A 15,334-nucleotide genomic window follows, 5' to 3' on the forward strand; every position below is an offset into this window, starting at 1 on the left:
TAAGAAATTTTCGTTGTTATAAAAAGAAAAAAATTAAAACGGAAAAATAAACGTTATTTTTTAATTCCATAGAGAATACAGCCTGATAAGTTTGCAAGTAATTGGCCTGTATTCGTTTGAGTAAAATCATCGTTATTCCCTCCGCTACTAGGATCAGGAGGCAAAACAGCCTTTGGTTGAATCGAGTAGGGAGTAAGATTAGAAATTTTTAGAGCGGATTGTTTTTTTGTAGTTTCTTTTTTTACTTTTGTTTTCTTTTTGACAGATGCTGTTTTTTTACGAGGGGCTGGATGAACAGTTTCAAGTTCTTTGTTTTGTCTGGAAGGACCTACAGTATCCGTAGATTCAGGAGGTGCTTCAACGGGGTCTACTGTGATCGCTGGATTGAGCGGGTTGACAGGCGAGCTATCGGCTAATAAAACGATAGCCGGATCATTTGGACTAGCTTTAATAGACATAGGGAAAAAGAGTCCCGAAAATAACAAGCCGCAGATAATAGAAGATTGAGTAAAATGTAAAAATTTATGGTTCATAAAATTCACCTTTCCTTATGTTTCAATTCAATAATTTTGTTTCCGAAGTATTCCCAATCAGTTGGCAAAGGCGGATTTTTCCAAATAATATAATCGCACTGGGAATGAGCGGGTTTAAAATCAGAAAGATACAGATTTGTTTGATTGGATAGACTGGGTTCAATCACGATATTTAGAAATTTAAAAGACTTGATTGAAGTGCTAATGAAATGATTATATGATTTTCCATGAGAAAAGTCGACACAAACGTATATAGGATTATTCAAAAGTGAGGCAGGTAAGTATCGAATCAAGGAAAATAAATAATCATAAAATAAAATAGTTGTTTCCTCATTCTTATTGAAATTCTTATGAATAAAAAATTCAGAAAATAAGAAAAAATCGGGATAATTTTCTTTTAAAAATTCAGGATTGGCTTGGAAATACATCATTAAATCAGAATGATTAAACTTTAAAAATTTGTAGTGAATCCGATTTAATTCCTTTTTTAACAAAGCATAGTAAGTTTCCTCTGTTTGAATATCAAAACGGTTGCCTAGCTGTTTTAAAAAAAGATCGGTTAAATCTAAAGCAGGTGTGCAACTTGATTCAATAAATTTTAGAGAAGCGGTTGTATTGATTTTTGGAATCAAATTTCCAGCAAATAAGAAGGAACATAAAAAGCTGGTTTCCAATTTTAATTGCGCTTTTGTCAGAGTTGTTGTATCTACAAAGAATTGAACAATCATTGGCTTTATCGTTAATTGAATAGCATTAAAAGGCACACTAGTTCCTTGTTTTTTCAGTGTATTTCCAAAAAAAAGTCGTTGAAACGTAATACATAAAAAGAAAGTAATTTTAATTTTCTGTGTAGAAGAGAAGGTAGTGTTGAGAAAGGCTGAAAGTTCCTTAAGAAATAATTCGGCTAGTTCAACGAGTTCTTTAGAGAATGGGTACTCTAAGCTGTTGAAAGAGTGAAAATATACCTCAAAAAGAAAGAGACGAATGTCCGATTCTAGCCCTGCAAGCTGTAAATCAGAGTCAATCGTAATACGATAATTTTTTAAAATAGTTTCCAATTCACTTCTCAATAGATACGCAGCAGAAAGGCTTAGAAATTGATTTGCTGAGAACTGTTCTAACGAGAAGTTCTTTTCTTTAAACATACCATCTAACAAGAGAAACAAGTTAGAAGCCTTTAAATAAATCCACTGTAACGAAAGAATTGAATCAGTTCCATCGGATTGAAAGGTAATTTTTTTTGAATCTAATTTGATTTGAATGCCAGTAATATGATGGTCGGCTAAGTCTTCAATAATTTGTTTAATTGATTTTTTGACAATAAAATTTGAAAAAGAGAGGGCGTCACTGACTTCTTGAATCGATGTAGTTTGTAAAGGAGTTAATTCTAAATGATGTAAGATGGCCATTCTATGTTGATATTCTTTATTTAACAAAAAATTCATGAGGATCCTCCTTATACATTATTTTATTTAATCTAGTCTATACTTTATAGGAATATAATTATCAAGTCTAGAGCTAATTTTTATGTTTTAAGTGAATTCAAACAACTATAGAATAACAGAGACATATATTTAATGCTATTTTATTTTAAAAACTAGCTTATTTAAACCCATTCAAATAAGGATTCTAAAAAATTTCCAAAAAAAATAAATTTTTTAAAATGACAGTGAAAATAGTAGATGATATAGTAATTGCAGATAGGAACAACATAAAAAAAGTGTCTCGTAAACAAATGTTTACGAGACACTTTTTTTTTGCCTTTTTCACCAATCTAAATTGGCATCAAAGCTGACTTTCACTCGTGTATGACGATTTTTTTAATAGCGTGTCGTAATCATTTGTTTACACGACTCATTTAAGGGGTGAAAGAATGCAAGTCAGGATGAACAAAAAGCAAATGAGCATATGGATTGTCGCACTATTTGTTTTAGGATTAATCGTATCCGGAATTCACTATGTAACTAAATTTAAAGAATCTGGAATTAAAGCTGAGGAATTAAATTTAACGATTTCCTCAAGCCAACAAGAATTTTATGAGAATGAAGAGTTTCAATTTGACATAACGATTGCTGATCCGTTAAGCAATCCAGTAATTTATTTAGAAGTACCACTAGAATTTGAATTAAATACAGAGCACATTCTCCAAGCCAATCAAGGAGTAATTGAAAGAATCGAACCAGTAGGAACTAGACAAAAAATTACATTGGCAAGTGAGATAAATACTCCTATTAAGCTAAATATAGCAGGGAACCTTACAAATGCAGGAGAGTTCAAGGCAACTGTAGCAGATGAAGCTGGGGCAGAAAAACAATTTCCTATCACAGTCAAAGCACATCCGTCGATAGAAACATTGAATGAACCAAAGGAGAATACAGAAGCAGAACCAGTGAGTCCAGAAGTTCCAACAAAAGAGCAACCCACTCCGAATGAGGAACTTGAGCCACCGGCTGTAGAAAATCCATTAGAAAAGACAGAAGCAGACAGTGCTATTCCTTCTTCTCAACTAGAAGCAATTCAATCCCGATTGAATTTATTGCCAAAAGATTCTCTGTTGGTAAATGAACCAGACGTCATCAAAATTCCAAAAACAAATCCACCTCAAACCATTTCAGGAGAGTATGGGCTTGTACTCACACGTTTTAAAGAAAGCACAGTTAATTACTTTATTCATGGAGTAAATAAAGGGAAACCAAGTGCGAAACAACGTATTACAAGAGCACAATCAGGCGAAGATACCTATATTTACTACACAAAAACAGGTATCTATAAAGGGCGAGTGATTGATGTTAAAGAGGTCATTGTAAACACAGCAAGTGGCGGGTCTTCATTTGGAACAGCGACACCGACTCCAGGGGGGAGCAATAATATGCTATCAGCATGGGTTGGTGGTGGTTCAAGGTATAATCCTGCGACAATCAGAGTTGAATTTTATGATTCTGAAACAGGAGAGAAGATCAAAGTTAAAGGGGTTTGGAATTTAACCGATATCGATCATGATGAATCAGCAATCATGTACTCAGACAGTATACAAGAAGTTTACGTCAGAGAAGATTCAGATGTTTTAGGTGAACGTAAGAGCAATCAGCTAACGGTTGAGTCCCCACGAAATACCAATGTCAGCGAAACGGATGAGAAACGGTGGGTCAGCGTTGCCTATGGGGAGACAGATGAACTGACTTTTGATTATTACTCATCCAGAAGTTGGAATGGATACGATGTAAAAAGTTTGGTTCCAATTGCCTTTCCTGATCCATCTAAAATTGGAACAGTAGAAAATCAAGCAACGAAACAGATTAACTATACAACCTATGTCAGCGTACCTTACAGACAAATAAAAAATTTCGAACCGCAATTAATTATTGAAGATCCTGTAATTGATGAGTTGAACATTCAAGCCTTTGATATTGTAGATACGTTAACAGGACAAAATGTAAATAGTTTGTTTACCCTTTCCCAGCAAGGAAATAACATTCGGGCTGAAGCAAAATCCACCTCCTTAAAGAAAGCTGATTTTTACAATAAAATGTATGCCTTAGAAGTGAAAGCCACCGTTAAAGAAGGGGCAGATTTGTCAAAATATCCTTATGAAAAAGGCCACCGGTTGTTGCCGAATACCAGTCAAATCATTGTAACCAATTCAGATGCCTCAGATAAAATCGTGAAAAGTAACGAAGCATTTGCAAAATTAAAAGATGAGCGACTTGAAGTCAAAGAAGAGGTAGTTCACCTTGATGGTTCCGTAGCAGATAGTGCCACACCAGGAGAGCAGTTGAAGTATCGAGGAACCGCCTTGAGTTCCTATCAATCTGAAACTGAAACAAACAACTATGCTTCATTAACCTTTACCACAACCGTTGATTCACAGCTTGAAACGATTACGAATATCACCTTAAAAGATGAGTCGGGTCAAGTGGTTGGAACAGGGTCATATGATGCAAGCACGAAGCAAATTACGGCTTCACTAACTAAGCCAGTAAGTAGAAAACAGGCTGTTTATCTAGAATACAACGGAACAGTTAAAAAAGGTGTCCCAACAGGTACCCTTGTGAAAGCAAAGACTGCCGTTGAAGGGAAATACAGCAATGGTGTCGAAATTCCGTTAAGTGTTTCAAACGAAGTGAGCACGTTGATTGAAGATTACGGTGTACTAGAAGAAAGTGTCACACATCAAGATGGCTCTGTTGCTGATTATGCGCAAGTCAATGATGTTCTTCATTACAAAATAATTTATCGCACACCCTATAAAAAAGCGGAGGTTAAATACAGTACCCTTTCAATCAATTCAGACATTACTGAAATAACAAGTTATACAAAAAATAGTAGCAATTTAGTAGCTCATACAGAGTCAGGTAAGCCTTTAGCGACTCCGACGATAACAGGAAATACCCTTTCCTTAAATGATCGTTCCGGTACAATAGCTGCTAACGAATCGATTGTTGTCGAGTTTGATGTGACGGTAGCTGCTGAAAAAGTATCTGATGGAACCCTTTTCAAAAATTCAGCAGTAGCCAATATGAACTTTTCCGATGGTTTTAAAGCAGTTGGAGTGACATCGAATACCGTGCAAACAATCATCAAAGGAGTACTAGAATTTGTTTCTGCACCAAATGAACTAAATTTCGGAGATAATTTAAAAATTTCAACTAAAGACAAATCTTACCCAATTCAAAATAAAGACGAAGGATTGATTGTTCAAGATAGCCGTGGCAAAGGAAATCAATGGTCAATGAGAGCGACTCTTCTAAAAGAGTTGACTGGTGAGTCTGGGCATCAATTAATGAACAGTTTACATTATTACAATCAAGGAAAAGAACTTGCCTTTACAATAGGAGATTCGATTCCAATTAGAGATCAAAAAACGACAGACAATCAACCTGTCGAAATTTCAAATGATTGGCAAGATATTCAAGAAGGGCCTGTTTTAAAAGTGAAGGCGGGTCAACCTTATAGTGAAAAATATACAGGTGCCATCCAATGGACACTGCAATCTGTTCCAGGAAATGAATAAGGGGGAGATAAAATGAAAAAAAGAATCGTCTTGGTTTTGTTACTTTTAGGTTGTCTCTCAACATCTTGGACAATTGTAGAAGCAGCTGAAAAACAAAGCTATGAATCAAATAGTGGAATCGGTTTTTATGGGACATATGAATATCCAGAGCCAGAAATTCCTAATCAAATTCCTCCAGCAGGAAAACCAAGCGTACCACCACCAAATCAAGGACGCTTGCCACAAACAGGAACAACTAATTCAAGTTATTTAACCTTAATAGGGCTAGTTCTTTTCACTAGTACAGTCCTATTAATAGTAATAAATAAAAACAAAAAACAGGAGGAAATTTATAATGAAATTAATTAAATATGGAACTACAGCAGCAATGGTATTAGCAAGTATTGCAGCAACTGGAGTGCAGGCTTTTGCAGCAGAAGACGATTACGTAAGAACGTATCAAAGTGGAGGGATTGTTGAATTCGTACCAGATGAAGACCCAACGGACCCAGTCGATCCAGTTGATCCAGATCCAAACAAGCCAGTAAATCCATGGGATCCAACAACACCAGATCACAAGCCAAATCCAGGGACAGACGGACCGCTAAGTATTGATTTCGCATCAAGTATCGATTTTGGTAAAAATAAAATTACCAATAAAGACGAAACGTACTATGCAAATCCACAATATTTATGGAATGAAGATATGTCAGATTTTGATCCAGCAACAGCAAGACCAAACTACGTACAAATTACAGACAAACGCGGAAATAATGGCGGTTGGTCACTAAGTGTTAAACAAGAAGGACAATTTAAAAACGATAAAACCTTAAACAAAGAATTAACAGGTTCACAAATTACCTTTACAGAAGGTGTATCAGCTTCAAATATCGAAAATGTAATCGCACCAAAAACATTTGATATGGCATTAACGCCAAATACTTCTACTAAAGTAATGACAGCTGTTAAAGGTGCCGGTGCTGGTACTTGGGTAGATCGCTTCGGTACGCTTGAAGATATGGAAGTCGAAGGAAAAACAGTTAAGAAAAACAAAGCCATCACATTAGACGTGCCAGGAACAACAGCTAAAGATGCAGTAAAATACGATACAAAATTAACTTGGACATTAACAGATGTTCCAGGAAATGAATAAAATTAACTAAACTAAAAAAAACAAATTAGAGGAGAAATGAAAAAATGAAATCATTAAAATTAGCAACCGTAGGAACTGTCTTATTCAGTACATTACTATTAAGTGGAGTGGGTCATGTTTCAGCAGCACCAGGCCCTATTCCAGCGAATCGTGACACAAACGCACAAGTAAAATTTGTTGAAGACGAATCACCAACAGATCCAACAGACCCAACAGATCCAGATCCAGAAAAACCAGTTGATCCGGTTGATCCAACGGATCCAGAAAAACCAGTTGATCCAGGTACCAACGGACCATTAAGTTTAGACTATGCATCAAGCCTAGACTTCGGTGAGCAATTAATTTCAACTAAAAACCAAACGTATTTTGCAAAACCTCAATACCTAAGAGGTGAGGATGGCAAAGCAGATTTAAAAAATCCAGTTCCAAACTACGCTCAAGTAACAGACAAACGTGGTGGTGAAAAAGGCTGGTCATTAAGTGTGAAACAAAATGGTCAATTCAAATCAGCTAAAGAAGGCAAAGAGTTAGTCGGAGCAGAAGTAACCTTTAAAAATGGTCAAGTTGCCTCTGTTTCAAATTCAAAAGCACCTAGCGTTGTCAAAACTTCTTTCTCATTGAAAAATGATGGTACAGGTGTAGCTGAAAACATTATGTCAGCAGCTACAGGTGAAGGTTTTGGTACTTGGGTATACCGTGCCGGAGATGCTGCAAGTATGGCTGAAAGTATTGAATTAAGCGTTCCAGGATCAAGTGTTAAAGATGCAGACACATATAAAACAACGTTAACTTGGACATTAACAGATACACCAGCTAACTCAAAAGAATAATAAAAAAGTTTCTATGTATAGGAATACATCTATCTGGTGTATTCCTATGCCTATTTTTTCATTTATAGTAGGAGGAAGAAAAATATGTTGAACGTCAAAAAAAAATTAGTGATTGGGTTAATCTTTCTTCTAAGTTTAGTAAGTATAATCCCACAAGCAAACGCCTCGCAATTAAAATTTAGCGTGGAGCCTGTTATTCCAGAAAATCAAAAAGACACGTCTCACAGTTACTTTGATTTAACAATGAAGCCATCAGAAAAACAAACATTAAACATTCACATGCGTAATGACACAGACAATGAAGTGACAGTATTGCCTAGTGTACATGCAGCAACAACCAATATCAACGGAGTAGTCGAATATGGCGAATCCAATACAAAATTAGATAAAACAAGCAAGTACAATATAGAAGAAATTGTAAAACCAGCCGTAGATGAAGTAAAAATTCCTGCAAATGGCTCTACAGATTTAGAATTAATGATTGAAATGCCAAAAGACGGATTTGATGGAATTCTAGCAGGCGGCATTACTCTAAAAGAAAAAGAAGACACAGCAGAAACTAAAAAAGAAAAAACACAACAAGGCTTAGCGATTGAAAATAAATATGCCTATGTAGTAGCCGTCGTATTGCAAGAAACAGACGTTAAAATTGACTCAGAATTAAAATTAAACAAGGTTGAGCCTAACCAAGTCAATGCCCGTAACGTTATCAATGCAACCTTACAAAATACACAAGCTAAATATATGAACCAACTGTCAGTAGATACCAAAATTACTAAAAAAGGAGAAAGCGATGTTCTGTATTCTTCTAAAAAAGAAGAAATGCAAATGGCTCCAAATACATCATTTGCCTATCCAGTTTCGTTGAATGGTGAAAAGCTCAAAGCAGGAGACTACACCCTATCCATGACTGCAAAATCAATGGGGGAAACATGGAAGTTTAAAAAAGACTTTACAATCAAAGCAGATGTTGCGAAAGCCTTCAATGAAAAAGATGTCACTGTTAAAAAAGAGTACACTTGGATTTACATTCTAATTGGCATTTTACTAATTTTACTAGCGTTGCTATTAATTTGGTTTATTATTCGAAAGAAAAAGAAAGAAAAGGAAAAGAAAGAAGCGCAAAAAAGAAGAAAAGCCAACCGAAAAAAACGTGCTAAAAAAGTGAACTTAGAAGAAGACAACAATTAAAACGTTAGTTTGCATAATGGATTAAAGAGGAGGATAAAACCATGAGAATCGAAAAAAATTGGGACGATTGCTTTGTTTATGCAATAAGCTTAGAAATTCCGGCTAGTTCTTATCGGAAGAAGTGGTTTACGAATCGAACAATTGTGCTTAAAAAAGAATTGGATTTTTCTGAAATGAAAGCCTTCATCAAACAGACCTTTGGCCCTGAAGTCACCTTGTTAAACGTAGATTTATGGGATGAAGGCCTCTTAATAAAAGAACGATAAGTTACACATGGAACAATACGGATTTAATAAGTTGAATGGGTCTAAAAAAATTTTTTTAGACCCATTCAATATTAAATTAAGAGAAGAAATGTAAGGTTGTGGAATTAATTAAATATCTCTATATTTAAAAGAAACAATTGAAATACATAAAAATACAGATATATAAATAGTGATAATTGATAAACACGTTAAAATCGAATAATTATTTTGTTGTATCAAAGTAGTTCCCCCTTGATAGTTAGTCAAGTCGACAATAGCGGGTAATAAAAATTGTAAAATCTTTGGATGGACACTAATTAAACCCATGATTTGTGTACCAAGCAAAGCAAATAATAAACTGACACTCAAACTTAACATCACGGATCTAAATACACTGGCCAACATAAAAGTGAATGTAATATATACAAAATAATAAACGAGGGACAATAAAATATTTTTGAACATGAATGCTAACGTACTACTAGAAATTATTTCACCATAGAGGGAGGTAAAATGAGTAGTTGAAGAAGGAGACATAAAAGCAAAAGAGAGAAGACCATTAACAACTAAAACTGCAAATAAAAATAAAAACGAAACGAGTAAAACAGTCAAATAATTTCCGATGATTAATTTTACTCTAGTATAAGGACTCATTAGCATAAATTTAATGGTTCCAGTTTCAAACTCTTTAGCAAGGTTTACCGAAAAAAGAATAGTAAATACGACTAAAATTAAACCCAATCCTTTTAAAGACAGAACAGAGCTGAGATAACCTTGAATCGTTTCTTCTGTGGCAGGTTTCACCTGTTCGTTTAAATAGGCATTATTTTCTTGCCACTCTTGAATCAGATAATTTTCTGTTACAGAATTTTTTAATGTAAGAGGTGTCTGATTTAACTGTAGTTCTATGTCTTTATTCCGTTTTGCTAAATCAGCTTGCCAGTTTGAATTTTTTTGAATGGCGCTTATCATGAATAGAGAGAGAAGAGTAGCTATTAATAAAGATGTTTTCCATAAATTGGATTTGAAAAATTTATAGTTTTCGGCTGAAATATAGGCAAATAAATGATTCATTTTTCAGACTCCTTAGTAATAATAGAATGAAATGTTTTCTGTAAAGATTCTTTAGCTTCTTCCATGCTAATTATTTCAATGTTGTGATTTTTTAATAAAATTAAAATATCTGTAAATTGTGACACAACTAAGTGTTCTAAAATGAGTTGTTGATTGTTTCGTTTTAATCTAATAGTAGGATTGTTTTTTTCGATTAAATTCTTAGCAGTAAGGTTATCTGAAGTAATGAGACACATTTTTAATCCACATCTCGTCTGCGAGTGAAGATAGTCATCTTTAATGATTTCGCCATGATTCATAAAAATAATTCGATCACAGATGATTTCTAATTCACTAAGGGTATGACTCGAAATAAAAACGGTAGAGCCGGCATTCTTTGTGGTTAATAAAATATCTTTTAATTCATCGACACCTTGAGGATCCAGACCATTGAAAGGTTCATCCAAGATTAGCAACTGAGGTTGGTTCATAATAGCTTGAGCAATACCAAGACGTTGTCTCATTCCTAACGAATAAGTTCTTACTTTTGACTGTATGTTATTCTCTAGTCCAACCAACTTAACAGCTTGTAGAATTTTATTTTTGTTAATATTCCTTAACTTTCCATAATAGCTTAAGCATTGAAAGCCTGTCATACTAGGATAAAATATAGGAACCTCAATAATTGCGCCTACTTGACTAATAAAATCTAAAAAATTTTTTTTAATATCAAAATCATTTAATCTTATTGACCCAGTACTGCTACTAGAAAGACCAACCATTAATTTCATTAAAGTCGTTTTCCCAGCCCCATTTGGACCTACTAATCCTACAATTTCATTTTCGCGGAGTTTAAACTGAATATTTTTTAAAATATCTTTTTTTTGAATAGACTTACTTACATTTTCACATATTAAAATAATAAAGACCTCACTCTCTTTTTATTCTTTTTCGAAAAATAGTGATACTTAGAAGCAGAAAAAAGCCAATGATTATTAAGCGGATTTGATAAAGCATTTCCCATAAATTTGAACTTTTTGCATATGCTACTATAATTAGTTTACTTAACCAAATGATTTGAGATGAAACTAGAGCAAATATCAGTATCAAGGAAATCAACAGATACAAATTAATAAAAAGATTAGATTTTTTCAGTTTTTTACTTTTGAATATATCTAACATTTTTTTTCGCAAGTTCACTTCTTTAAAAATAGTACTCATTATAAAATATCCATCTAACGGTAAGAAAGGTGATAGGTTGATGATAATCAAAGTGATATTACAAGCGGCAATTAATAGAAAAATAGAAAAGTTAAAGAAGAAATAACCCCATAATGCTACAGAGACCATCAAACTATTTATAAACATCCCTGCCCCCCAGACTGCAATTCTTTTTTTTGGAGAAAGAGTGTACAGACCAGGTATTTTTAGGTAGACAACAAGAGAAGTGTATAGATAAAGAGCGATAGTCATTGTTGAAGGGACTAAGGAAAATTTAGTAGCTACTGCTGCATGCGAAAGTTCATGTATGAATATGGATACAATTGAAATAGTGAGATAACATAATATATTAGAAGAGGGTTCTCCAGATTGAATCAATTAATATTTTCATATCTTTATTTATTTTAAATGAACGTAAAGATTTTGGGAAAAATGCAATAAATTCATCGCCTTCTTGAAAAATTTCTATCATAAATACATCCTCCGTTTCTTAGGTAATAGAAAAATAGAGAAAGGATTTCCTTTCTCTACAAAATGCCTAGTTACACCAAATATCGAACGAACCGCCTTTACAAGCAATTCCCCAAGATGGATTTAAAGAATCTTCTAATAGTTCAAAGTCTTCTTTTTGAGCATGCATGTTGATTTCTTTCATTTTAAACTTTTCCATATCAGCTCCTCCTTAAAGTGATGTAATACTCAACAAATTTTGTTAAGCGCATGTTATTTTTATCTAAAATACAACCGTTATGTTAAGTGGTTAAAATATACCATATTATATAAACTATAGTCAATAGGTGTTTTTTATTATTATTCATAAAAATTATAATCCGTTTCGTTGGTTTTTGAATCTTCTGCATTTATTAATTAGATGTTTAATATAAATTGAAGATTGACAACCTTCACCAACATTCTGTATAATTGAGAAAAGTTCTCAATTAGAAAGAGGTAACTAGATGTTTATTGTGACGAATACAATTCAAACTGAAAAAGATGCAACGGATAAAGTGATTGAAAAATTCATGGGTCACGGGAAAGTAAGTACCCAGGGCGTAAAAGGGTTTCTAGGTTTGGAATTATTGCAAACTAGAACAACGGGAGAATTTGATGAACTAGTTGTATTAAGCCGTTGGGAAACAGAATCAGATCAAAAAGAATGGGTGAAGTCAGAAGCTTTCAAAAAGGCTCATGGTCGAACAGAAGAAACGCGTCATGAAAAACCAAAAAATATCGGCATTATTAGCAATGAAATCAAAGAGTACGATCAAAAATTTGCTCAATAATCCCTTAGTTAAATAGACGTTAGAGATACAATGATTGTATAAAGCAGTCATTGTATTTTTTTTGCCCGCGACTCTACTTAGAATTAATTAATGCAATAACGGGCAGAAAAGCTTATAATCAAGAGAGTAGACTAAATGCAGTGGAGGAAGTTATGAATAAAAATGATATATTAGTGCGATTAAGATATGCGTTAGATCTTAAAGATCAAGAGATGGTTGATATTTTTAAGCTAGGTGATTTAGATGTTACAAAAGAAGCAGTCCAAAAAATGCTAGCAAAAATCAAAACGCCCACAACAAACAGCGAAGAAACAGAAGAATTTGCTGACAATGAATACGAACTAGCTTGCGATAATCAAACATTGGAATCTTTTTTAAATGGTCTGATTGTTTTAAAAAGAGGGAAACAAGAACCAAAACCCGGAGCGCCTAAAAAACAAGAATTTATGATTAAAGATCAACGTAGTGTAAATAATGTGCTCTTTAAAAAATTGAAAATTGCACTTTCTCTAACGAGTGATGATATCCTTGATATTTTAGATGAAGCAGGCGTTTATCTTTCAAATAGTGAATTAAGTGCGGTGCTTAGAAAAGAAGGACACCGCAACTATAAAGAATGCGGCGACCGTTACGCACGTAATTTCTTAAAGGGTTTGACGATGCGATATCGCGCTTAAACACATTCTATAAAAGGGGGAACTGACGTTGAAAAAACCCACACGTATCTCTTTAGCTAAACAAATTACAACCGAAATTGAAAGTCAAATTGAGAGCGGACGTTGGCCAGTTGGATCAAAAATTCCACCGGAATCCCATTTGGCAGAGCAATTTGGTGTAAGTCGTAATACAATGCGGGAAGCTTTACAATCTCTTACTCAATCAGGGGTACTTGCTTCAAAACCCGGAGATGGCACGTATGTAATGACGGCAGGAAAATTTGAAGCCAATATGTACACACGTTTAGAAAAAGCAGAAACAAAAGAAATTGCAGAAGCGCGACATTTTTTAGAGAAAGACTTGGCCGTTTTGGCTGCTAAAAATCGAAGTGAAGCAGATGTTGAACAAATAGCTGCTGCATTGAAGAAGCGTAATGAAAAAAAAGCAACCCTTGAAGAAGAAGCAAAAAGTGATATTGAATTTCATGTGGAGATTGCAAAAGCCGCACATAATGGTGTGATGTATGAATTGTATCGCTATATGTCCAACTATATTTATGAACTGATTTTAGAAAAAATGTATCAAGATTTAGAAAAAGACTCTCCAGACTCAGAAAAATTGCATCAAGATCTTTTTCTGGCAATTAAAAACCAAGACTCAATTGAAGCTGAAAAAATTGCCTCTTGTATCAGTCACTTTTAACAATTAAAAATCAAAGCTGTTGAATGGTCGCTATCGAAAATTCAATCGCTTTTTTTTTACCCTTGACAAAGTGAAGCAATTCGTGTTAATGTCATATTGTTCAAATGTCCTACATTTAAAAAGGAGCACTTTATGAAAACGATAACGACAACCCGAAAAGGTTTTTTCTTAGGCCTTGGAATTTTATTCATTGCAACAATTTTGAGAGCGCCAATTACGTCAGTAGCACCATTAATCGGAACAATCAGTAGCGATTTAGGTCTGAATTCAGCTGCTGCAGGGATGATTTCAACCACTCCATTACTAGCTTTTGCTCTTTGTTCGATTTTAGCTCCAATTAGTGAGCGGAAAATAGGCATTGAAAAAGTGTTATTTTTGTCACTGATTGGTTTATCAATTGGCATTTTCCTTCGCTCATTTTCAGGATCTTTCTTCTTATACTTTGGAACGATTTTGATTGGCATTTCGATTGCCCATTGTAACGTGTTGATTCCAAGTCTAATTAAAAGAGACTTTCCAGAAAAAGTTGGATTAATAACAGGAATTTACTCTGTTACGATGAATGTTTGCGGTGCACTAGCGTCAGGAATCAGCTTGCCACTAGCGACGAAATGGCATTTAGGTTGGCAAGGATCTTTGAGGATTTGGCTTGTTTTAAGTCTGTTAGCTTTGATTTTTTGGATGCCACAAGTTCACTCTACAACGAAAATGAATCTATCGCTATCTACCACAAAACAAAAAAGTCTTATGAAATCGTCATTGGCTTGGAAAATTAGTTTATTTATGGGCATTCAATCTTTGATTTTTTACACGTTAATTGCATGGATGCCACAGCTGTTTTTGCAAAAAAATATCGATGGTGAGCTAACAGGGTGGCTCTTAACCGTGTTGCAATTATTTTTAGTTCCAGCTACTTTTTTAGTTTCAATTATAGCCGGCAGATTAGCGGAACAAACGATTCTCGTTTGGATTGGTGCAGGGACTATTTTTATAGGATTAGTAGGAATTATGGTGACTATGAGTTTACCAATTATTGTCATTTCTGTTATTTTATTAGGTGTTGGCGGAGGCTGTTGTTTTAGCTTATCAATGATGTTTTTTAGTTTACGTTCTAAAAGTTCAGCTGAAGCTTCTCAAATCTCTGGGATGGCTCAATCTGTAGGGTATTTACTAGCTGCAAGTGGACCACTACTATTTGGTTTATTACATGATGTAAGTCATTCATGGAACAGTTCGTTACTTGTTTTATTAGCATTATCGTTGGTTTTACTTTATGTCGGTCTAGGTGCTTCGAAAAAAAGTTATCTTTAATTAAGCTATTCTGAGTTTAAAAACTCAGAATATTTTTTTTTGTTAAAAAGTGTATTATTGCACAAACTATTTAGTTAGATAGATGTATAGAATGAACGCATAAAGCTATTTGTTATTGAATTAAACCGCTGAACCTGTTATAATGTTATTGAATGTTTTGTTCGT

Annotated in this window: 17 protein-coding genes; 10 read left to right on the forward strand and 7 right to left on the reverse strand. The window is 34.2% G+C overall.

Features of this window, described 5'->3' with window-relative positions:
- Positions 1-53: 53 nt before the first annotated feature.
- On the reverse strand, positions 54-458 hold the full coding sequence (locus CDIMF43_RS02410; RefSeq protein WP_109841098.1) for a hypothetical protein: 405 nt from the start codon (positions 456-458) through the stop codon (positions 54-56).
- 80 nt (positions 459-538) lie between these two features.
- Positions 539-1,978: a helix-turn-helix domain-containing protein gene (locus CDIMF43_RS02415; RefSeq protein ID WP_109841099.1), complete on the reverse strand. Its 1,440-nt coding sequence runs from the start codon at positions 1,976-1,978 to the stop codon at positions 539-541.
- Positions 1,979-2,433: 455 nt separating this feature from the next.
- On the opposite strand from CDIMF43_RS02415, the gene CDIMF43_RS02420 reads away from it, so the two are divergent.
- The 6 genes from CDIMF43_RS02420 to CDIMF43_RS02445 all read left to right on the forward strand — a co-directional run bounded on the left by CDIMF43_RS02420 (position 2,434) and on the right by CDIMF43_RS02445 (position 8,963).
- Positions 2,434-5,544 (forward strand): WxL domain-containing protein, encoded by a 3,111-nt coding sequence (locus CDIMF43_RS02420; protein ID WP_233218278.1) that lies wholly within the window; start codon positions 2,434-2,436, stop codon positions 5,542-5,544.
- A 12-nt stretch (positions 5,545-5,556) separates the two neighbouring features.
- Positions 5,557-5,892, forward strand: coding sequence for an LPXTG cell wall anchor domain-containing protein (locus CDIMF43_RS02425; protein WP_074402400.1), 336 nt, complete (start codon positions 5,557-5,559; stop codon positions 5,890-5,892).
- Entirely contained in the window at positions 5,879-6,676 is a 798-nt protein-coding gene (locus CDIMF43_RS02430; RefSeq protein WP_034572441.1) for a WxL domain-containing protein, read from the forward strand. Before CDIMF43_RS02425 ends, CDIMF43_RS02430 begins: the two co-directional genes overlap by 14 nt.
- A 44-nt stretch (positions 6,677-6,720) precedes the next feature.
- The gene (locus CDIMF43_RS02435; protein ID WP_109841101.1) at positions 6,721-7,506 is read left to right on the forward strand and encodes a WxL domain-containing protein; all 786 of its coding nucleotides are present in this window, start codon (positions 6,721-6,723) and stop codon (positions 7,504-7,506) included.
- 84 nt (positions 7,507-7,590) lie between these two features.
- Positions 7,591-8,697, forward strand: coding sequence for a DUF916 and DUF3324 domain-containing protein (locus tag CDIMF43_RS02440; RefSeq protein ID WP_109841102.1), 1,107 nt, complete (start codon positions 7,591-7,593; stop codon positions 8,695-8,697).
- A gap of 41 nt (positions 8,698-8,738) precedes the next feature.
- The gene (locus CDIMF43_RS02445; RefSeq protein WP_074402403.1) at positions 8,739-8,963 is read left to right on the forward strand and encodes a hypothetical protein; all 225 of its coding nucleotides are present in this window, start codon (positions 8,739-8,741) and stop codon (positions 8,961-8,963) included.
- Between the two features lie 108 nt (positions 8,964-9,071).
- Here the strand turns inward: CDIMF43_RS02445 and CDIMF43_RS02450 are convergent, their stop codons facing one another.
- From CDIMF43_RS02450 to CDIMF43_RS13865, 5 genes are all read right to left on the reverse strand, one after another.
- Positions 9,072-10,016: an ABC transporter permease subunit gene (locus CDIMF43_RS02450; RefSeq protein WP_109841103.1), complete on the reverse strand. Its 945-nt coding sequence runs from the start codon at positions 10,014-10,016 to the stop codon at positions 9,072-9,074.
- The gene (locus tag CDIMF43_RS02455) at positions 10,013-10,918 is read right to left on the reverse strand and encodes an ABC transporter ATP-binding protein (RefSeq protein ID WP_082985751.1); all 906 of its coding nucleotides are present in this window, start codon (positions 10,916-10,918) and stop codon (positions 10,013-10,015) included. Before CDIMF43_RS02455 ends, CDIMF43_RS02450 begins: the two co-directional genes overlap by 4 nt.
- A gap of 7 nt (positions 10,919-10,925) precedes the next feature.
- The gene (locus CDIMF43_RS02460) at positions 10,926-11,363 is read right to left on the reverse strand and encodes a hypothetical protein (RefSeq protein ID WP_109841104.1); all 438 of its coding nucleotides are present in this window, start codon (positions 11,361-11,363) and stop codon (positions 10,926-10,928) included.
- Positions 11,364-11,565: 202 nt separating this feature from the next.
- Positions 11,566-11,688 carry a hypothetical protein gene (locus CDIMF43_RS13860; RefSeq protein WP_255309274.1) on the reverse strand — a complete coding sequence of 41 codons (123 nt, stop codon included), beginning with the start codon at positions 11,686-11,688 and terminating at the stop codon, positions 11,566-11,568.
- Positions 11,689-11,754: 66 nt separating this feature from the next.
- Positions 11,755-11,886, reverse strand: a complete 132-nt coding sequence (locus CDIMF43_RS13865) for a hypothetical protein (RefSeq protein WP_269845337.1) — start codon at positions 11,884-11,886, stop codon at positions 11,755-11,757.
- A gap of 286 nt (positions 11,887-12,172) precedes the next feature.
- Here CDIMF43_RS13865 and CDIMF43_RS02465 point away from each other — a divergent pair, with 286 nt between their 5' ends.
- The 4 genes from CDIMF43_RS02465 to CDIMF43_RS02480 all read left to right on the forward strand — a co-directional run bounded on the left by CDIMF43_RS02465 (position 12,173) and on the right by CDIMF43_RS02480 (position 15,169).
- Positions 12,173-12,499: an antibiotic biosynthesis monooxygenase gene (locus CDIMF43_RS02465; RefSeq protein WP_074402407.1), complete on the forward strand. Its 327-nt coding sequence runs from the start codon at positions 12,173-12,175 to the stop codon at positions 12,497-12,499.
- 152 nt (positions 12,500-12,651) lie between these two features.
- On the forward strand, positions 12,652-13,176 hold the full coding sequence (locus CDIMF43_RS02470; RefSeq protein WP_109841105.1) for a YehS family protein: 525 nt from the start codon (positions 12,652-12,654) through the stop codon (positions 13,174-13,176).
- A 28-nt stretch (positions 13,177-13,204) separates the two neighbouring features.
- Complete coding sequence (locus CDIMF43_RS02475; protein ID WP_082985752.1) at positions 13,205-13,858, forward strand: FadR/GntR family transcriptional regulator; 654 nt, start codon at positions 13,205-13,207, stop codon at positions 13,856-13,858.
- 132 nt (positions 13,859-13,990) lie between these two features.
- Positions 13,991-15,169: a CynX/NimT family MFS transporter gene (locus CDIMF43_RS02480; RefSeq protein WP_109841106.1), complete on the forward strand. Its 1,179-nt coding sequence runs from the start codon at positions 13,991-13,993 to the stop codon at positions 15,167-15,169.
- Positions 15,170-15,334 lie beyond the last annotated feature (165 nt).

This window comes from Carnobacterium divergens, from assembly GCF_900258435.1.
Taxonomy (GTDB): domain Bacteria; phylum Bacillota; class Bacilli; order Lactobacillales; family Carnobacteriaceae; genus Carnobacterium; species Carnobacterium divergens_A.